Source organism: Tigheibacillus halophilus (genome assembly GCF_042683165.1).
Taxonomy (GTDB): domain Bacteria; phylum Bacillota; class Bacilli; order Bacillales; family Amphibacillaceae; genus Tigheibacillus; species Tigheibacillus halophilus.
In genome coordinates, this window is sequence record NZ_JBHUIZ010000006.1 from 100,335 (window position 1) to 119,566 (window position 19,232).

At 42.2% G+C, this 19,232-nt stretch carries 16 protein-coding genes and 1 riboswitch; of the genes, 8 read left to right on the forward strand and 8 right to left on the reverse strand.

The window, feature by feature from the left end; genetic code table 11:
• Position 1 precedes the first annotated feature (1 nt).
• The 4 genes from opp4B (at position 2) to ACFSMW_RS08940 (ending at position 5,797) form a co-directional block, all read left to right on the forward strand.
• Positions 2–964: an oligopeptide ABC transporter permease gene (opp4B, locus tag ACFSMW_RS08925; RefSeq protein ID WP_390354935.1), complete on the forward strand. Its 963-nt coding sequence runs from the start codon at positions 2–4 to the stop codon at positions 962–964.
• Between the two features lie 87 nt (positions 965–1,051).
• Positions 1,052–1,963, forward strand: a complete 912-nt coding sequence (locus ACFSMW_RS08930; protein ID WP_390354937.1) for an ABC transporter permease — start codon at positions 1,052–1,054, stop codon at positions 1,961–1,963.
• A 201-nt stretch (positions 1,964–2,164) separates the two neighbouring features.
• Positions 2,165–3,988 carry an oligopeptide ABC transporter substrate-binding protein gene (gene opp4A / locus ACFSMW_RS08935; protein ID WP_390354939.1) on the forward strand — a complete coding sequence of 608 codons (1,824 nt, stop codon included), beginning with the start codon at positions 2,165–2,167 and terminating at the stop codon, positions 3,986–3,988.
• 1,008 nt (positions 3,989–4,996) lie between these two features.
• Positions 4,997–5,797, forward strand: a complete 801-nt coding sequence (locus ACFSMW_RS08940; protein ID WP_390354940.1) for a 3D domain-containing protein — start codon at positions 4,997–4,999, stop codon at positions 5,795–5,797.
• A 76-nt stretch (positions 5,798–5,873) separates the two neighbouring features.
• Here ACFSMW_RS08940 and ACFSMW_RS08945 read toward each other — a convergent pair whose 3' ends face one another.
• Positions 5,874–6,011 carry a hypothetical protein gene (locus tag ACFSMW_RS08945; protein ID WP_390354942.1) on the reverse strand — a complete coding sequence of 46 codons (138 nt, stop codon included), beginning with the start codon at positions 6,009–6,011 and terminating at the stop codon, positions 5,874–5,876.
• Between the two features lie 259 nt (positions 6,012–6,270).
• Between ACFSMW_RS08945 and ACFSMW_RS08950 the strand changes: the two genes are divergently transcribed.
• Together ACFSMW_RS08950 and ACFSMW_RS08955 are read left to right on the forward strand one after the other, a co-directional pair.
• The gene (locus ACFSMW_RS08950) at positions 6,271–7,461 is read left to right on the forward strand and encodes a glycine C-acetyltransferase (RefSeq protein ID WP_390354944.1); all 1,191 of its coding nucleotides are present in this window, start codon (positions 6,271–6,273) and stop codon (positions 7,459–7,461) included.
• A gap of 50 nt (positions 7,462–7,511) precedes the next feature.
• Entirely contained in the window at positions 7,512–8,462 is a 951-nt protein-coding gene (locus ACFSMW_RS08955; protein WP_390354946.1) for an NAD-dependent epimerase/dehydratase family protein, read from the forward strand.
• A gap of 266 nt (positions 8,463–8,728) precedes the next feature.
• On the opposite strand, the gene ACFSMW_RS08960 is transcribed toward ACFSMW_RS08955, so the two are convergent.
• On the reverse strand, positions 8,729–10,351 hold the full coding sequence (locus ACFSMW_RS08960) for an ABC-F family ATP-binding cassette domain-containing protein (protein WP_390355432.1): 1,623 nt from the start codon (positions 10,349–10,351) through the stop codon (positions 8,729–8,731).
• Positions 10,352–10,646: 295 nt separating this feature from the next.
• Here ACFSMW_RS08960 and ACFSMW_RS08965 point away from each other — a divergent pair, with 295 nt between their 5' ends.
• Positions 10,647–11,273 carry a hypothetical protein gene (locus tag ACFSMW_RS08965; RefSeq protein WP_390354948.1) on the forward strand — a complete coding sequence of 209 codons (627 nt, stop codon included), beginning with the start codon at positions 10,647–10,649 and terminating at the stop codon, positions 11,271–11,273.
• A gap of 128 nt (positions 11,274–11,401) precedes the next feature.
• Positions 11,402–11,695 (forward strand): hypothetical protein, encoded by a 294-nt coding sequence (locus tag ACFSMW_RS08970; RefSeq protein ID WP_390354950.1) that lies wholly within the window; start codon positions 11,402–11,404, stop codon positions 11,693–11,695.
• 492 nt (positions 11,696–12,187) lie between these two features.
• On the opposite strand, the gene ACFSMW_RS08975 is transcribed toward ACFSMW_RS08970, so the two are convergent.
• The 6 genes from ACFSMW_RS08975 to rarD all read right to left on the reverse strand — a co-directional run bounded on the left by ACFSMW_RS08975 (position 12,188) and on the right by rarD (position 19,074).
• Positions 12,188–12,829, reverse strand: a complete 642-nt coding sequence (locus tag ACFSMW_RS08975; protein WP_390354952.1) for a YpmS family protein — start codon at positions 12,827–12,829, stop codon at positions 12,188–12,190.
• 52 nt (positions 12,830–12,881) lie between these two features.
• On the reverse strand, positions 12,882–13,799 hold the full coding sequence (locus tag ACFSMW_RS08980) for an SGNH/GDSL hydrolase family protein (RefSeq protein ID WP_390354953.1): 918 nt from the start codon (positions 13,797–13,799) through the stop codon (positions 12,882–12,884).
• 278 nt (positions 13,800–14,077) lie between these two features.
• A complete protein-coding gene (locus ACFSMW_RS08985; RefSeq protein WP_390354955.1) occupies positions 14,078–15,079 on the reverse strand; it encodes a homoserine dehydrogenase in 1,002 nt (333 codons plus the stop codon).
• A complete protein-coding gene (gene metX / locus ACFSMW_RS08990) occupies positions 15,076–16,128 on the reverse strand; it encodes a homoserine O-acetyltransferase MetX (RefSeq protein WP_390354957.1) in 1,053 nt (350 codons plus the stop codon). The genes ACFSMW_RS08985 and metX overlap by 4 nt, the downstream gene beginning before the upstream one ends.
• Positions 16,122–17,876: a PLP-dependent aspartate aminotransferase family protein gene (locus ACFSMW_RS08995; protein WP_390354959.1), complete on the reverse strand. Its 1,755-nt coding sequence runs from the start codon at positions 17,874–17,876 to the stop codon at positions 16,122–16,124. Before ACFSMW_RS08995 ends, metX begins: the two co-directional genes overlap by 7 nt.
• 100 nt (positions 17,877–17,976) lie before the next feature.
• A riboswitch (SAM riboswitch) is annotated at positions 17,977–18,096 on the reverse strand.
• Positions 18,097–18,168: 72 nt separating this feature from the next.
• The gene (rarD, locus tag ACFSMW_RS09000; protein WP_390354960.1) at positions 18,169–19,074 is read right to left on the reverse strand and encodes an EamA family transporter RarD; all 906 of its coding nucleotides are present in this window, start codon (positions 19,072–19,074) and stop codon (positions 18,169–18,171) included.
• Positions 19,075–19,232: the final 158 nt, after the last annotated feature.

Consider the following 19,232-nt stretch of genomic DNA (forward strand, 5'->3'; position numbering starts at 1 on the left):
TATGTGGAAATTTACTGTAAGAAGACTGTTAATCATGATTCCGCAAGTCGTTTTGTTAAGCATCCTGATCTTCATCATGGCCAAAATGATGCCAGGTGACGCACTTTCAGGGATGATCGATCCGAATATCGATCCGAAAACGATTGAGGAATTACGGGAGAAACTGGGACTTCATGACCCTTGGTACGTGCAATATGTCAATTGGGCAAAAGATTTGTTCCACGGAGATTTGGGGCAATCGTTCCGTTATAAAATGCCTGTTTCTGAATTGATTGGGCAAAGGCTTGTCAATACATTCTGGCTCTCGCTAGCGACATTAATCCTAATCTATGTCATTTCCATACCGCTGGGAATCATTAGCGGGCGCTATAACGATTCCTGGGCGGACCAGGCGATCACAGGTTATACATATATTGGGTTTGCAACTCCGTTATTCATTTTCGCACTCGTCCTGCTTTGGATATTCGGCTATCAGGTCGGCTGGTTCCCGACAGGAGGAAGTGTATCTCCGGGACTCATACCGGGTTCATTTGAATATATAGCGAGCAAGTTGTATCACTTGCTGTTGCCGGCCATATCGATGGCTTTGATCGGAACGGTCGGAACAGTACAATATTTGCGTAATGAAATCATTGATACCAAGCAGAAGGATTTCATTCTCACAGCAAGAGCCAAAGGGGCACCGGAATCTAGAGTCTATAATAATCATATTCTTAGAAACTCGCTGCTTCCGATCGCTGCATTCTTTGGATATGAAATTACCGGATTAATCAGTGGGACCATTTTCGTGGAAAATATTTTTAGTTACCCTGGCATGGGACAGTTGTTTTTGGAATCCATTACAACGCGTGACTATAGTGTGGCAACATCACTGACACTGCTGTTCGGAATCGCAGCAATTTTGGGTACATTGATATCCGATATTGTGCTAAGTTTGGTCGACCCGCGTATCCGAATCAAATAAGAAATGCAAGATGTATAAACACTATGAACATGATTGCAAGTGGAAATTTCGAAATAAACAGACTGATAATTTCTGGGGTGAATAAAATTGGAGAAAAATACAGTGGTTTTAGAAGAAGTGGAACAGATAGATGAAAGTAAAAGCCCGACTGGTTTTTCTATCTTCTGGAGGGAGATTGTCCGCGATAAGCTAGCGCTGATTTCATTAATCTTTCTAGTATTAATAACAGCTTTTGTATACGGTATTTCATTATTCATGGATCAGGATGAAATTGTAACAGTAGATTTGTTTTCCATCCATCAGGCACCTTCCAGTGAATTTTGGCTTGGCACAGACTATGGGGGCAGGGATGTTTTTGGACAGTTGATTATCGGTACAAGGAACTCGCTGTCGATCGGAATACTAGTGACAGTCATGTCTGGTGTCATAGGAATATTGTTTGGTTTGATAGCTGGCTATTTTGGCGGTGCGGTAGATAATGTATTAATGAGAATTTTAGATTTCTTCATGGTATTACCATTTTTGATGATTGTTATTGTGTTTGTTGCGATGGTACCCAAATACAGCATTCTATCATTTTCCTTGATTATGACAGCGTTCCTTTGGATGGGGATAGCGAGGCTGATCAGATCCAAGGCATTGCAAGAACGTGAACTGGATTATATCCAGGCATCAAGGACACTGGGATCCTCCAATATGAAAATCATGCTGACACAAATGCTTCCGAATCTGACATCCATTATCATCGTTAACATGACATTAAACCTGGCAGGTAACATCGGTATTGAGTCAGGATTGTCATTTTTAGGGTTCGGTTTTCCCGAAAGTACGCCTAGTCTTGGGACCTTGTTAAGCTATGCAACAAACCCGCAAACATTGGAATTCCGCTGGTGGATTTGGGTACCAGCAGCAATATTAATTCTGGTACTGATGCTGGCTGTTCGTAATATCGGTGAAGCATTGAAACGAGCAACTGATGCGAGACAGCGGCGGGGGTAAAAGATATTCTGACATGTTTGGCCACACGATGCAATAAATATAAAAGAGGAATGGTCAATTTAAGGGGGGTGAGGCGTAGCGGCAGACTGTGATAACAGAATGCATCATTATCCAGGCAAAAGTACTCCATTTAGTGGGGTAAGACACAGTCGGCAACGTCCGGCTCACAATGATCGTTATCAAAAGGGGAGGTTAAGACGAATGAGAAAGACAAAGTGGACAAAGCTGTTATTCGCAATGATGCTCGTATTGGTACTTGCATTGGCGGCATGCAGCAAGGATTCCGGCGGAAGCGGGGACAAAGCAAAAGGTGGCGGCAATAAAAATAAAACAGCCGAAAAAGGTGGTAAATCCGAGGACGGTATTTATTCCATCGAGGATTTCAATGAAGATACTTCCAATGATGGAGAAGTAAAAAAAGGGGGAGAGATTACTTTCGGGCTTGTTTCCGACAGTCCGTTCAAAGGTACACTGAACTGGACCTTCTATGATGGAGATCCGGACTCACAAATTCTCAAGTGGGTGGATGACGCTTTACTCGATATAGATAAGGATCACAATTATAAGGATGGAGCAGCTTCCATTGAAGTAAGTGACGATAAAAAAACGTACACATTTAAAATTAAGGATAATGTAAATTGGCAGGACGGAGAGCCTGTGAAAGCAGAAGACTGGGCATTTGCCATTGAGACAATTGCTAATAAGGATTATGATGGTCCGCGGTATGACTCCACTCTGAAAAACATCAAGGGGATGGAAGAGTATCATAATGGTAAAGCTGACAAGGTTTCCGGCTTGGAGGTTGTCGATGAGAAAACATTGAAAATGACATTTATTGATCCGACTCCGTCCCTGTTGGCTGGTGGTATTTGGCCATATGCTATGCCGAAACATATTTTTAAAGATATTCCAGTAAAAGATATGACAAAATCGGATGCAGTTCGTAAAAACCCAATTGGATCAGGTCCATTTAAAGTAGACAGCATTGTCCCAGGTGAATCTGTTACATTGGTTGCAAACAAGGACTACTGGCGTGGTGAACCTAACCTCGATAAAGTAACCATTAAAGTAATCGATCCATCTGTTGTTGTGAAAGAATTGCAAAATGGATCAGTTGATATGGTGAGTTCGTTCCCTACTGACCAATATCCTGACAATGCAGATATGAAAAATGTCGAATTTCTTGGTAACGTTGATATGGCCTATACGTATATTGGCTTTAAACTAGGTACCTGGGATAAGAAAAAAGGCCAGGTTAAGCCCAATCCAGATGCGAAAATGGGTGATGTGAATCTGCGCAAAGCTATGTGGTATGCAGTAGACAATGATGCTGTTGGTGAGAAGTTCTATCATGGTCTGCGTTGGTCTGCGGATACATTGATTGATCCTGCTCATCCGACATGGAGAGCGGACGATGTCGAAACCCCGAAATATGATCCGGAAAAAGCGAAAGAGCTTTTGGATGAAGCGGGATTTGAAGACAAGGATGGCGACGGATATCGTGAAGATAAAGATGGCAAAGAATTGGTTATCAACTTTGCTTCTATGTCTGGTGGTGACACAGCAGAACCAATCGCAAAATACTATATCCAGGCTTGGAAGGAAGTTGGCCTTCATGTAGAATTGTTGGATGGTCGCTTGCAGGAATTTGAAGCATTCTATGATCGTGTAGGAAATGGCGGTAATGATGATCCGAAAGTTGATATTTTCCAAGGTGCATGGGGTACAGGTGATGATGTAGACCCATCAGGTCTTTATGGCAAAGATGCCATGTTCAACTTCTCTCGTTATGAAAGTGCAGAAAATGATAAACTATTGAAAGAAGGACTTTCTGATAAAGCCTTCGATATGGATTATCGCAAAGATGTCTACAAAAAATGGCAAGAGCTGATGGTGGAAGATGTACCGGTGTTCCCAACACTATTCCGTGCACAATTGGTTCCGGTTAACAAACGAGTTGCTAATTACACTATTGCACATGAGGATAGAGAACCGTTCAAATACCAAATTGGTGTAACGGAATAAAGTAGATTAATAAAGGATCCATCAGATTTGAAGTGCACCCCGAAAGTTTGAGTAGAAAGCTAACTTTCGGGGTGTTTATTTATGAGTAAATATGACGATTTTTTCATGGATGAAGGAGTCTTTGTATCTTCCGTTAGGTTACTCGCAGTTCAAGCCGCGATTACAAAAAACGGATGCATAACTTAAGCGGTGGGTGGCTGTATAAGGAAATTCGATACTGAGGGTCTAAAGAAAAAACGACACAATGTAGTTTATTCTCTTCAATTTAAACTGGGTGTACAAAACTTTATGAAAAGGACAGGAGTTTTGAAGTATGAAACTGCAATGGCATTTGGTTTAACGAACCCACAGATGATTTCTTTGGAAGAAATGATTTTTTGAAGGAACGGCAAACGTTAGAAAACCGAGTGGAACGGCCAGCGATGTGTATAAAGTGAATAACAGAAAAACCTAAATAAAACTAGGTAATACACACGAGAACCAGAAACTTGATCGCAAAACTGAACTCTTTCTTTTGGAAGTTGAGGTATCTGAAAAGTCAAGGGCATTTTAGAATGAATACGGAAGCCATCTTGAAAAGCTTGAGCAACGCTATCATTTGAAATCAAGGAGAATTCTGATTGAAAAGGTATCTTCATATGAAACTCTAACTTTTTGCTGCCCATTTTGGGGATGTCCTTTTGTTTATTTTTATAAAGCCCTATTTATATAGGAAGAAAAACGATTTTATGGGTACTGAATAATACTTCAAAATGCACAAGATATATTTTAGAATATACAGATTGTGATAATGAAATTCATTAAATCAAAATGTTCCAAATGACAAATAAGACAAAATGACTACATATCCTTTTTTAAAGACAATTATGTCACACATCTAACAAACTTGTAATAAAAGTCCTTCATTAAGGTAATCCTTGTAATAGACTTTTAAAAGTCTTGTAACCTACAAGCCTATGAAACTGTGTTAATATAGGCATTGTCAGATTTTAAGGAGGGACTACCTAAATGAAGAAAGTTGTAGCATCACTTGCTATGGGTGTCGTAATTGCTGGCGCGGCTGTAACAAATGTTTCAGCGCAGGAGTACAAAGTACAAGATGGAGATAATCTTTGGAAAATCGCCGAAGAATATAATACTTCTGTTGATGACCTGATGGAGATGAACGATCTTGATTCAAATGTCATCCACCCAAATCAAAAAATATTCATCAACGAGGATTATGAAGTAGAGAAAGGCGATACATTAAGTAAAATCGCAAAAAAATTCAACGTTGACATAAAAGATATTAAAAACTGGAATAACTTGGATTCAGATTTGATCGTTGTTGGGCAAAAGCTCGACATTAAAGGAGTAAACGTTCCTAAGCAAGATGAACCTGCTCCAGCAGCTGAAAAAGCGCCGGTAACATCAAAAGATCAAAGTGCTGCTAAGCCAGCAGAAAAAGCAGACAAGCCAGCACCGGAAGCTAAAAAAGCTGAACCAAAACAAGCGAGCAATGAAAATGGCACACCTGAAGGAAAAACAGTTTCTGTAACTGCTACCGCTTATACAGCAAATTGCGATGGTTGTTCAGGTGTAACTTCAACAGGCATTGATTTAAAGAAAAATCCTGATCAAAAAGTAATTGCTGTTGATCCAAATGTGATCCCATTAGGATCCAAAGTATATGTGGATGGTTATGGCTATGCAACAGCAGGCGACATCGGTGGCGCAATCAAAGGACATAAAATTGATGTCCATATGCCAAATGATGGCAAAGCCAAAGCATGGGGCGTAAAAAATGTCAATGTAACCATCGTTAAATAATCAAATAATCCATATCTCCAAACTTCAAGGGAAACATCTTAATTGATGTTTTCCTTTTTATTTTCCTCTGTAAACATTAATTTAAGTTGGTGATGATTGTCTGTCCATCCTCGTTTACCGCATCATTGGTCACAGGCTTGTTTGAGGCGGCATATCCGAACACACAAAATCCGAGAATAATCAGCATGAAAACAGCGATGAGTAATTTCTTCATTATTCTCCCTCCCATTCATTTTAACTGTTAAAACGATTATATGATAAACGGGTTTGCTGTCCCTATTGATTATGATGACGGAAGCTTACAATGTTGTAAGTTTAGAAGTGAATACAAATGAAATAGGTATAAAAAATGTACATTTTAAGTAAACATTTTTTCTGATGTATGTTAAACTATGGATAAATAAAGGATTTTAAGTATATGAATGTCCTTCTGGAACGGACACATGTATACAACGATAAAGGAGGCCTTTGCATTGAGCAGCAAAACACTGGATGTTTTTTTAAATGAAAATATTGCAGATTTGAAGGAGCGAGGACTTTATAATGAAATTGATCCTGTTGAAGGAGCCAACGGACCCAAGATAACGATTCATGGCAAAGAATTGATTAATCTTTCCTCTAATAATTATTTGGGATTAGCAACAGATGAACGCTTGAAAAAAGTGGCTAAGGCTGCAGTCGATTCACATGGAGTAGGTGCAGGCGCAGTAAGAACGATAAATGGAACACTTGACTTGCATCTGGAGCTTGAAAAGAAGATCGCCCAGTTCAAAGGTACGGAAGCAGCAATTTCTTATCAATCCGGCTTTAATTGCAATATGGCAGCCATTTCAGCCGTGATGGATAAAAATGATGCCATTCTTTCAGATGCATTGAATCACGCCTCCATTATTGATGGATGCAGACTGTCCAAAGCAAAAATCATCCGCTTTGAGCATTCGGATATGGAAGATTTGCGCAAGCAGGCAAAAGCAGCCAAAGAATCCGGGCAGTACAATAAAATCATGATCATTACAGATGGAGTCTTTTCCATGGATGGAGATGTTGCCAGGCTGCCTGAAATCGTAGAAATAGCGGAGGAATTCGACCTGTTGACATATGTGGATGATGCCCACGGTTCAGGAGTTCTCGGAAAAGGTGCTGGTACGGTGAAGCATTTCGGGTTGCAAGATAAAGTCGATTTCCAAATGGGGACACTTTCGAAAGCAATTGGCGTCATTGGCGGCTATGTTGCGGGCAAACAGAATCTGATCGATTGGCTGAAAGTACGCTCACGTCCATTCTTATTTTCCACAGCTGTATCTCCAGCTGACGCTGCAGCTAGCACGAAAGCAATCGAGATTTTGATGGAGAGCAGTGAATTGAATGAAAAGCTGTGGGAAAATGGCCGTTATTTAAAAGCCGGATTGAAAAAACTCGGGTTTGATATCGGTGATAGTGAAACACCAATCACTCCTTGTATCATCGGGGAAGAAAAAGCTGCACAGGAATTCAGTAAACGCTTGATAGAAGCAGGCGTTTATGCGAAATCGATTGTGTTCCCGACGGTGCCTAGGGGAACAGGCAGAGTTCGTAATATGCCAACAGCTGCTCATACGAAAGAAATGCTGGATGAAGCAATTGCGATTTATGAAAAAGTCGGTAAAGAAATGAACTTGATTTAATTTGACGTATAAGATGGATTAAACGTATCAATAGGGAAGAGGTATGTGCTATGAAAAGGATTCTGGTTACTGGCGCACTTGGACAAATTGGATCGGAGCTCGTCACTAAACTCAGCCATGTATATGGCAGTGAAAATATTATTGCTACAGATATAAGGCCGGGGCGTCATGACGGTCCATTCGAGATTGTCGACGTAACTGACGCAGACCGTTTGTATGAAGTTGCCAAAAAACATCAGACGGATACGGTCATGCATTTGGCAGCAATGCTCTCAGCTAAAGCGGAAGAAGCGCCGAAAAAAGCCTGGGATATCAACATGGGCGGTCTGGTCAATGCATTGGAGGTCGCCAGAGAACTCGATTTGCAATTTTTCACGCCAAGTTCCATCGGTGCATTCGGGCCATCAACGCCGAAAGACATGACACCACAGGATACATTGCAGCGTCCCACAACTATGTATGGTGTAAACAAAGTTTCTGGTGAACTGCTTTGTGACTATTACCACGAACGTTTTGGCCTGGATACACGCGGTGTCCGTTTTCCAGGGTTAATCTCTTATGTCGCCCCGCCGGGTGGAGGAACGACAGACTATGCGGTGGAAATTTATTATGAGGCAATAAAACATAACACATATACGTCATTTATTGCCCCGAATACGTATATGGATATGATGTATATGCCTGATGCGCTCGCTGCGATTGTCGATCTGATGGAAGCGGACCCGGCAAAATTGAAGCATCGCAATGCATTTAATATTGCTGCGATCTCTGCAGCACCAGAAGATTTTGCAACGGCAATTCAGCGTTATATTCCGGATTTTAAACTGCGTTTTGAAGTCGATCCGATGCGGCAGAGAATTGCGGAAAGCTGGCCGAACCAAATTGACGCGACCGCAGCAAAAGAAGAGTGGGGTTTTCAGGCAGCATATGATTTGGATGCAATGACCAGAGATATGCTTGAAAAAGTATCTGATAAAATGAATGTAAAGCGTTCTTCCTAATGGGAAGAGCGCTTTTTGTCTGTAAAGGAAGATGTTTTTTTATAGATTAACAAGTAAGCTGGAGCAACTGACAAGTAAAGGCTGCAATCTGACAAGATATCCCCCTTCAACTGACGAGAGAAATCAAAAACAGTAAATTCCAAACACTGTCAGTGCACGATGGTTTAATCTACGAACGCTTGCTGATCCAATTTTCAAGCGCCATTTTATATAAAAAAGTGACGCCAGAGGAAAAATTTCTTGACGTCACTTCACGAATTACTCACTTATCCAGCGTACATGGCGGCAATTTTATTCTGCAGCTCACGATCCTGGACATATTCATCATAGCTCATTTCTTTATCTATCAATCCATTTGGTGTGATTTCAATCAAACGGTTGGCGATACTTTGTACAAATTGATGGTCATGGGACGTAAACAGGATCGAACCTTTGAATTTGATCAAACCGTTATTCAAAGCGGTGATGGATTCCAAATCCAAGTGGTTGGTCGGCTCATCGAGCAAAAGTACATTGGCATTGGAAAGCATCATTTTCGACAGCATACAGCGTACTTTTTCTCCCCCGGAAAGCACATTTGATTTTTTCAATGCTTCTTCACCGGAAAAGAGCATTCTTCCTAAAAATCCACGCAGGAAAGTTTCTGTCTCGTCTTCAGGAGAAAATTGCCGCAGCCAGTCGACCAAATTCAAATCCCCATTTTCGAAAAACGCAGCATTATCTTTAGGGAAATAGGATTGAGTTGTTGTAATGCCCCATTTATAAGAGCCGGAATCAGCTTCCATTTCACCCATCAAAATTTTGAACAAAGTTGTTTTGGCAATGTCGTCACTTCCGACAAACGCTACCTTATCATCTTTATTCAATGTAAAGTTGATATTATCAAGCACTTTCTTGCCGCCAATTGATTTGCTCAGTCCTTCGACACGGAGTAAATCATTGCCGATCTCGCGTTCAGGAGAAAATGCGATATATGGATAACGTCTGGATGATGGCTTGATATCATCAAGAGTAATATTTTCCAATAACTTTTTTCGTGATGTCGCCTGTTTTGATTTAGAGGCGTTGGCACTGAAGCGGGCGATGAATGCCTGCAGTTCTTTGATTTTTTCTTCTTTTTTCTTGTTCTGTTCTTGCGCCATTTTTGAAGCCAGCTGGCTTGACTCATACCAGAAGTCATAGTTGCCGATATAAATTTGGATTTTGCCATAATCGACATCAGCGATATGCGTGCAGACTTTGTTTAGAAAATGTCTGTCATGGGATACGACAATGACTGTATTTTCAAAGTTGATGAGAAATTCTTCTAGCCACTGGATCGCTTGAATATCAAGGCCGTTGGTAGGTTCATCAAGCAACAGTACATCGGGATTTCCGAACAATGCCTGGGCAAGCAAAACCTTCACTTTCTGATCTTCAGTCAGCTCGGACATCAATTTAGCATGTAAGTCTTCAGAAATACCGAGCCCTTTCAATAAAATGGCGGCATCCGACTCGGCTTCCCAGCCGTTCATTTCTGCAAATTCGCCTTCCAGTTCAGCAGCTCGCATTCCATCTTCTTCGGAAAAGTCAGCTTTCATGTAGATGGCATCTTTTTCTTGTTTTACCGCATACAGCCGCTCATGGCCCATTAAAACCGTCTCAAGAACAGGTAATTCTTCAAATGCAAAGTGGTCCTGTTTCAATACAGCCAACCGTTCGCCAGGTGAAAAAGAAACATTACCTGTCTGTGGCTCTATTTCGCCAGAAAGGATTTTTAAAAAAGTTGATTTCCCGGCTCCGTTCGCTCCAATCACGCCATAGCAGTTTCCTGGTGTGAATTTAATATTGACATCTTCAAATAATTTTTTATCGCCGTAGCGTAAACTTACATTATTCACTGTTATCATAGTGTTGGTTTTTCCTCCAATAAATAGTTCAATCATAGCTAGCTTACGGGAAAATAGGGGTTTCGTCAATCCAAATCCACCATATAATATAGGAAAGCATATATTTTTCCAGGTAAACAACGTATAATGGATTTAGAAAACTTGGGATTCACAGACAAATAGGGTAAGCTTTCATTGCGCTTATGCGTTGGATAAAGGGGTTTTGATACGACAAAGGAATTAGACGGTGATTTAGAGAACAAGTCTTTTTGTACAGGAAAAGGCAACCATTCATATAGTACAGTGGGGGGAAGGCATGGGGGAAAGGATGATTTACTTTATTTTCACGGATACGGGAACATGTTTATCAAAAGTGATCAATTTGTTTACCAGATGCTCATTGAATCATGTTTCAATAGGGTTTGATGATGCATTGACCAAGGTATACAGCTTTGGACGGAAGAAGCCGAAAAATCCTTTCAGCGGCGGTTTCGTTCGGGAAAACATTCGTGGTGATTTTTTGAAAAAAGCTGATTGTGCTATTTATTCATTTTGCATAGAAGAGGCAGAGTATGAGAAGCTGTTGCATAATATTTCAGCGATGGAAGCGGAGCAGGGAAGTTATCGATATAATTTTCTTGGTTTGATTGGTGTATTGCTTCAAATCGAAATCAAGCGGGAAAATGCTTTTTTCTGCTCGCAATTCGTGGCGATGATGCTGAAAGACAGCCTTTCTTTCCAGTTGGCCAAACCTTGCTGCTTTATCACGCCAGCAGACATACGGGGTATCGAAGGGCTATGTCTGCAATATGAAGGAAGACTTGGTGATTATGCCACTAAAATGATACAGGATGCCGAGACGAGTTCTGCGTTTGCGGTAAATGAAAGAAAATCAAGATTTGTGTTGCTGTCACAAAAAATTAAACGGCTAGTCTTGCGTTGAGTATCAGTCATGCCTCGTTAACTATTGCAATCCCGATTTACAATGAGGGGTGTGACTGATCCTGCAAGCAATCTCGCACGACCAGGAATTCAGCATTGCTTATTCACGGTAAAATGAGCAGGGAAAATATGCAAAAGCTGGAACGAAGCAATAGCTATAGGCTGCTAAAATTGCGAGAAATGCTTTTTCGGCGTACCGACGAATCGAATGAGCTTGCCATGAATGAAATCAAAGATGCGATGGAAGCATACATAATAAACGGCAAGTATGACAATAGAACTTTGAGAAAAGATTTGGAAACGTTGGATGGGATGGATTTTGAGATCGTTCGCAATATAGGAAAACATGGAAAATTATTATACAGCTATCAATCCAGGCTTTTTGAAACGTATCAGCTGCGCTTGATTATCGATGCGGTATGATCAGCCAAATTTGTCACTCCGAAAGAAAAAAACAGCTGCTGAGCAAGCTGAAAAGTCTTACGAGCGAACATTTTGCAAAAACATTGCCGCAAGCGATGGTGTTCAGCCAGTCTGCCAATATGGGTTATGAACTTGTCAAACTGAATATCCGAAATATGGATTAAAATACGCTTTCAGCATGAACTGGTCAACGTCGTGCTGGATCGTTTCGGGCATCAAGCAGATATCAGGAAGTTCGATGAAGAGCATTTTGTATTAAAAACCAAGGCCAAACTTTCTGATGGATTGATCAATTGGATTCTCACTTGGGGAAACAAAAGCGAAGGTGCTGGAGCCTGCTTACTTAGTCGAAACGGTCAAAGATAAAATAAGCAGTATGCTCGCTGTCTATCAAGATTGACAGCGGCATGCTGCTTATTTCGTAAAGGCCGGGATCAGATATTGTCCTGCCATGTTTGATTTACACGGCCTCTATGAAGATATGGCTAAGCATCATTGCCCATTCGTATTGATCGGGTCGATACCCAGTGTACGGTATGGGACTTTAAGCTGTATGGCGATATTGTTTGCCTCCAGATCGAGATGCTCCACTTTCACATGAAAGTTACTCTTGATTTCCATCTGGGTGACAGCTAGGTAAATCTCTGATTTAGCTGGATCGATCGCTACCCATTCAGGCATTGGCAAGTATTTTTTCATGTATTCCATGATTTTTTTGTTCGGGAGCTCGAGCAGCCCGATTGAAATGGATTTCTGTTTCAGCACCACATCTCCGTTTTTTTGTACAATGGGTTCCAAGTGAACAGACAATGGGACTGTGGTTGAAAAAACAGGTAATTCCCCCATCAGATGTACATCGTCCTCGAGGGAGATTTTATAATGATGCTTGGAATCCTGCAATAATTTATCCAAGTAAGCATTAATTAGTTCATCCAAATTCTTCCTTGTGGTGCGAATCGTGAATGATGAACTTTGCTCCTCATCCACATTGTGTTTTGCCGGCATATCTGCACCCTGAACCGGCCAAAAAATAAATGCCAGTAATACTGCGATAATAATGATATCAATAGATAACAAAAGCCAAAACAGCTTTTTCCATTTGCTTTTTTTCGGTGATACTCTTTTTTCTGACATACTCTCCACCTTTCTTTTGCGTGGCCAGGCAGTTTTAATACGATCCTCTGGCCTATTCTGTTATATAAGAAAGAATCCTCTTCGCCATCAATTCATAACCCGTTATGTTGGGGTGAAAATTGTCGGCTGCGAATAAATCCTTCTTATGATGGAATAAATCCTTTGTTGGAATGTATGTGACACCGTCATATGTCTCGACAACCTTTTCGCTTGTGGCATTCCAGTTATCGACAATCCGATCGAGTTCATCGATATTCTGGAAGTATTGCTCGAATGGATTGTAAAAACCGATCAGGTAAATTTTGGCGTCACCATTCATACTCCGGAGCTTATCAAAAATGACATGTAATCTATCCTCGTAATGCGAGCGTTCTTCTGAAAAAGCCCTATAAGTAATATCTGTAATGTTTTCTTTCAACACTTCCATGATGTCATTGGCACCGATAGTGATCAAGATGACATCAGCTTTTTTCATAGAAGCCATAATTTCTGGATCATCCAGCCGCTTGATTAATTGATCTGTTCGATTGCCGCGCTTGCCGTAGTTTTTAAATGTGGCAAGCTTTTTATCCTGGTTAATGGTATCATCAAGCAAGCCGACATATCCGCCATTATCCGTCGTATCGCCCACACCTTCTGTTAAGGAATCACCTATGGCCACAAAATTCGTTTTTCGATTGGAGAAGAAATCAACGGTCTGTTGCAGTGCGACTTCAAACGTTTCCCTGATTTGATTATCCTTATTTGATGCTTCGTCTTTTTGATGACTCGATTTGTGGTTTTTTTGCTGCTCGTCTTTTTTTCCTGGTGCAGCATTATTCTGTTGCGGTTTTAGTTCTTTTTTCAGATGGGTAAGTTTCTGATCCGGGTCTGGTCGGTTCATATATATAATCGATGCGAATATCGTTCCTGCTAATAATAGAAGTATCCCAATGATAAGCCACGTTTTTTTATGTTTCATCTGTTTCATTTGATCACACCTGTGCTGATATAGTTGTCTATATATAATATGTTCATATGCTCATAGTATTGTTCAAAAAGAGAGATAAAAAGACCGCATTGGCTCTGAGTAGCAGTCAGCAGAATGGATAGACCGCTTTTACCTGGCTTTTTTGGACAACTTCTAATAGATACATATATCTACACATATTTATATTCTTACCCATTATAGCTGACTTTAATATGGAATGAAAAAAATCGCCCACATTTTAGGCGATTTTTAAGGTGTTTGTAATATAAAATACATTATCAGTGGATAGAGGCCAGTTCTTCATGCGCTGAATAGGCATTCGGGCGGCCAATAATCGTGCAAAAATCTTCTATCATCGCACTCGCCGTCGGCAACGCACCGGCACCTGGGCCAGTTAACGTAAGCTCACCAAGAATGTCTGTTTCCAGATGAACCGCATTATCGACTCCCTCTACCGCATAAAGCGGGTGGCCGGGTTCCAATGCAGCTGGGGAGATATCACAGTATATCCCGTCTTCCGTCTCGGCGATCGTTACAAGATGCTTGACACGCTTACCTGCGGCTTCTTGTTCATCCAGAAATGACATGGAAATGTCACGGATGCCAGTTTGTTTGAAGCGGGCTTTATCTGCCTTGCTTCCGAAGAGCAGCTGGCATAGAATTACAGCTTTGAAATATGCATCCCGGCCATCAATGTCATTGGCAGGATTTGCTTCCGCATAACCTAGTTCTTGTGCCTTTTTGAGCGCCTGGGAAAATGAAAGCTGCTTCATGCGCATCTCCGTCAGGATATAGTTGCTAGTGCCGTTCAAAATGGCTTGGATTTTTCTCACACGGTTGACTTGTAAGAGTTGCCTGATTGTTGCAATGACAGGGATGCCACCGGCAGTGGTTGCTTCAAAACCGATTTGTACACAGTGCTTTTCGGCGAGTTTCTTCAATTCCTGGCCATGTTGTGCGAACATTTCTTTGTTTGCGGTAACAACGTGCATCCCTTGTTGGATGGATTGCTGTAAATAAGTGAAAGCTGGCTCTTTGCCGACAATTGCTTCCATCACCAGATCTATGTTTTTGTCTCCCAACACTTCCTGGAAATCGGTGGTGAGCTTTGCATGGCCGTTATAATTTTTATGGTTCTTCAAGCTCTTGACCACAATAGCTGCTATCTCCACCTGCTTGCCAGTGAGCTGCTGTAAACGTGCTTGTTGTACTTCTATTGTTTGATAGATCCCTTTACCGACTGTTCCGAAACCAAGCAAAGCAATACGCAGCTTATTCATTGGACCACCTTTTCATGAAGGGGCTTTTGTACAAATTGCTGCACCACATCTCCCCATTTCTCGTATTCTGTCAAAAAACCGTCATGGCCGAATGTCGTTTCCACATGGTGATAGGTACAATCTGGCACATGTGAAGCAAATGCTTTGATTTGCACAGGTTCATAGATCAAGTCATGTGCAAAACTGATCGCCAGCATCGGTACTGTGAAACTTGCTGCTGCTTTTTTCCATCCACCTCGGGTATGGCCAATATCATGCTGATCCATCGCCGCCAGCAAGCAAAGGTAACTGTTGGCATCAAAACGGGTGCAAAGTTTTTCACCCTGGTAATCCAAATAAGCGTTAATTTCAAAGTCATCTCCAGAGTGATTACGCTGGAAGCGTTCTGCGAATAATGGCGCACTGCGATAGGAAACCATCCCGACCATTCTGGCGATTTCAAGTCCCCTTAAACGCTCGTTGTTTTGATAAAAGCCATTTTGCCAGGCAGGGTCAGAAGTGATGGCTGTCCTGGCTATGTGGTTATAAGCTATGCCATAATCTGAAAGCGTGGGAGTCGCTGCCAAGATGATCGCTCTTTCTATCTGTTCTGGATAGAGAAGAGCCCATTCCTGGACCTGCATACCGCCAAGCGATCCTCCAATGACAGTATGGATTTTTAAGATTCCAAGTGCCCGCAAAGCTTTGTATTGTGCATGCACCATATCACGTACGGTGATAGCGGGAAAATCGGAACGATATCGCTGCCCGGTTTTGGGGTTGATGGAGGTGGGTCCGGTGGAACCGTCGCAACCCCCAAGTACATTGAATGTGACCACCTGGTAAGTGGTTGTATCGATGGAGCGGCCTTCACCAATCAAACCGCTCCACCAGCCAGGGATATCTTCTGTTCCTGTCGTTGCATGGTTACCTGTCAATGCGTGGCAAACCAGCACTACTGGTCCATCACACAGTCCAGCCCGTTCATATTGCAGAATCACATCCTCCAACAAAACGCCAGATTCTAAATTCAAACTGCCAATATTTACAGTTCCGTAGCGCTTTACCACTTTACCACAGCGGGAGACTGTCCCCCGCGAATCCGGTTTGCTTCCGCATACAGTTCAAGTCCTTTAATGACTGTGACACCTGCTGCCTCAGCGTTATCAAGTATTGGAGTATCTGGGTAGCCATTTTCAAACCAGATGATTTTCACATCTTTTTGAATCAGCTGTTCTACCAGGTCTGCTGGGATGCTGTCCTGCTTAACGAGTACAGCATCGATATCTTCTTTTGCATCTGGCAAACGTTCATAGGATGTCGCCTGCAGAAGAGTGCCAGCATTGGATGCGATTGGCAGGATTTGAAAACCGCGTGCTTTCAGATGCTTGATTTGATCATAAAAAGTGCTCGTTGACTGGTCCAGACCGAAAACAGCAATCGTCTTTTGTCTCGGGCCATTTTCAGTTCGCTCAAAAGGTGAATGCAACAGCCACTGGACTACATTATCCTCAGATGAGGCTACAGTTGGCGACGAATCAGTAGCTGCAGCAATCGCTTGATCCAGATCTGCAATGATATCATCAGTGGACTCAATACCTACGGACAGTCGAATCAATTCCTCGCTGACACCGCTTTGCACCAGCTCCTCCGCACTTAACTGCTGGTGAGTGGTGGATGCAGGATGAATGATAAGTGATTTCGCGTCTCCTACATTTGCAACATGTGACCAAAGCTTGATGTTGTCGATTACTTTTCTGCCGGCTTCACGGCCGCCCTGAATACCGAATGTAATCATTGAGCCGGTCCCTTGGTGTAAATATTTTTTTGCAAGACTATTAGAAGGGTGTGATTCCAGCCCTGGATAATTGACCCATGCCACCTGCGCATGCTCATTCAGATAGTCAGCTATTATTTTCGCGTTGGCATGATGCCGTTCAATGCGAAGATGCAGTGTTTCCAGTCCCTGTAAGAGGAGAAAAGCACTCTGGGGACTGAGACATGCGCCGATATCGCGCAGCAATTGGACACGGAACTTCGTCGCGAACGCTGCAGGTGCTGTATCTACGTATTTCAGCCCATGATAACTCTCATCCGGCTCGGTGAATTCGGGGAACCTGCCCGAGCCCCAGTCGAAACGACCGCCATCTACGACAACACCACCAATAGTGGTCCCATGGCCTCCAATCCATTTCGTTGCGGAATGAACGACAATATCCGCGCCCCACACCAATGGTTTGGCTGCATATACTCCGAAAGTATTATCGATGATGAGCGGGATACCGTACTCGTGGGCAATCTCTGCCACTGTTTCAATATCGAACACATTCAGGCTTGGATTGGTAATTGTTTCAGCAAATACTGCTTTCGTTTTATCCGTAATCGCCTGTTTGATTGCTTCAGGATTAGTACCGTCGACAAAAATAACATGAATTCCGTATTTCGGCAGTGTTTTAGCAAATAAATTATATGTGCCGCCGTACAAGTTGCTGTCGGCGATGATTTCGTCCCCTGCACCAGCTATATTGAGGATGCTGAGGGTGATAGCTGCCATACCGGACGATGTGGCCACAGCAGCGACACCGTCTTCCAGCAAAGCGACACGCTGTTCAAAAGCGTCTACTGTCGGATTCATGATACGGGAGTAGATATTTCCAGGCTCTTTAAGGCCGAACAGATTTTGAGCATGTTCTGTGTCACGGAAGACGTAGGAAGTTGTTTGATAGATTGGCACGGCACGTGACCCGGTTGCGGGATCCACCTGCTGGCCACCGTGCAATAATACTGTTTCTGGTTGATTGAATGAAAATGCTGACATGAAAAATTCCTCCTTTGATTTCGGTTCTGGAGGAAGAGGTGGAATGAAAAAAACGCCTCTTCCTAAGAAGAGGCGATTGCATTTATTTATGCGTATCCTCCTCTTATCTTCCAGACCATCCGTATGATCTGTAGGATTTAGCACCTTAAAAGCGAGCAATGCTCCCTCTTTGGTTGCCGGGCTTCACAGGGCCTATTCCCTCCGCCGCTCTTGATAAGAGATTTGATTTTTGAAATTAATCAGTATTATAACGGACAAAAACATAAGTGTCAACAGCAGGCACGAAAAATTATTAATGTTCTTGCATGGATTGTTTCTTCGGACGATATATCGATGCCAAGTAAACGATCAAGGCGAACCAAATCAAGCTGAAGGCGATCATATGAGCAACTGTGAAGGGTTCATCATATAAGAAAACACCGAGTAAAAGCATGATTGTCGGTGCTATATATTGCAGAAAACCGACCAGAGAAAGTGGTATGGTTTTCGTCCCTGCAGCAAACAAAAGCAATGGGATTGCTGTGGCCACACCAGCACCCATCAGAAGCATGTTGGTTCCCGTAAACAGGGAATGGAAATGGAATGCCTGGACCGGCAAAAACGCAAGATATATCAATGCGATCGGTGTTACAACCAATGTTTCCACTGTCAACCCGAACATAGCAGAAATATCCACGGTCTTTTTCAGCAGGCCATATAAGCCGAACGTGATAGCTAGTACCAATGAAATCCACGGAAATACACCGTAACTGATTGTCAGGTAAATGACCCCTGCTGCCGCAAGGACGACAGATAGAATTTGTCTGCGCGTTAGGCTTTCTTTCAGAAAGATGATACCTAGCAAAACGCTGACTAATGGGTTGATATAGTATCCAAGGCTTGCCTGAATGACATGGTTTGCGTTCACTGCCCATATGTAGGTGAGCCAATTCAAACTGATGACGATCGATGCACAAGTTATGCCAAGCAGCTTACGCTTATCATGAATAATTGCTTTACATTCAGTAATAAAAGGGCGCCATTTGACTGTAACAGTTACTAGCAGTGCCATAAAAACAAATGACCAAATAATCCGATGAGCAAGAATCTCGCCGGCAGACACCCGATCAGCCAGCTTCCAGTAAATGGGTAAGAACCCCCAAAATACATACGCTAACGCAACAAGTATAATGCCGTTTTTCTGTGATGACTGGTTCATATGTATCTCCTCTCGTTCTGGTAAATAAGCTAATTTTAGAAAATTAATAGCAAAAAGGCAATTGAATTGCTTGTGAATTATCAGGAAACGCTTTCAAATTTGAAGGGAATAACATAAAATAGAATTATAGAAGAAGCGTTTAAATCGTTTCACTTGAT

Coding starts and splice junctions, on each gene's coding strand:
- ACFSMW_RS08960 (WP_390355432.1), bottom strand. CDS start 10,351: ATGATAACAGTGAATAATGTAAGTTTACGCTACGGCGATAAAAAATTA.
- ACFSMW_RS08995 (WP_390354959.1), bottom strand. CDS start 17,876: ATGTCAGCATTTTCATTCAATCAACCAGAAACAGTATTATTGCACGGT.
- ACFSMW_RS08980 (WP_390354953.1), bottom strand. CDS start 13,799: ATGAAACAGATGAAACATAAAAAAACGTGGCTTATCATTGGGATACTT.
- opp4B (WP_390354935.1), top strand. CDS start 2: ATGTGGAAATTTACTGTAAGAAGACTGTTAATCATGATTCCGCAAGTC.
- ACFSMW_RS08975 (WP_390354952.1), bottom strand. CDS start 12,829: ATGTCAGAAAAAAGAGTATCACCGAAAAAAAGCAAATGGAAAAAGCTG.
- ACFSMW_RS08985 (WP_390354955.1), bottom strand. CDS start 15,079: ATGAATAAGCTGCGTATTGCTTTGCTTGGTTTCGGAACAGTCGGTAAA.
- ACFSMW_RS08955 (WP_390354946.1), top strand. CDS start 7,512: ATGAAAAGGATTCTGGTTACTGGCGCACTTGGACAAATTGGATCGGAG.
- ACFSMW_RS08945 (WP_390354942.1), bottom strand. CDS start 6,011: ATGAAGAAATTACTCATCGCTGTTTTCATGCTGATTATTCTCGGATTT.
- ACFSMW_RS08940 (WP_390354940.1), top strand. CDS start 4,997: ATGAAGAAAGTTGTAGCATCACTTGCTATGGGTGTCGTAATTGCTGGC.
- ACFSMW_RS08965 (WP_390354948.1), top strand. CDS start 10,647: ATGGGGGAAAGGATGATTTACTTTATTTTCACGGATACGGGAACATGT.
- rarD (WP_390354960.1), bottom strand. CDS start 19,074: ATGAACCAGTCATCACAGAAAAACGGCATTATACTTGTTGCGTTAGCG.
- ACFSMW_RS08970 (WP_390354950.1), top strand. CDS start 11,402: ATGCAAAAGCTGGAACGAAGCAATAGCTATAGGCTGCTAAAATTGCGA.
- opp4A (WP_390354939.1), top strand. CDS start 2,165: ATGAGAAAGACAAAGTGGACAAAGCTGTTATTCGCAATGATGCTCGTA.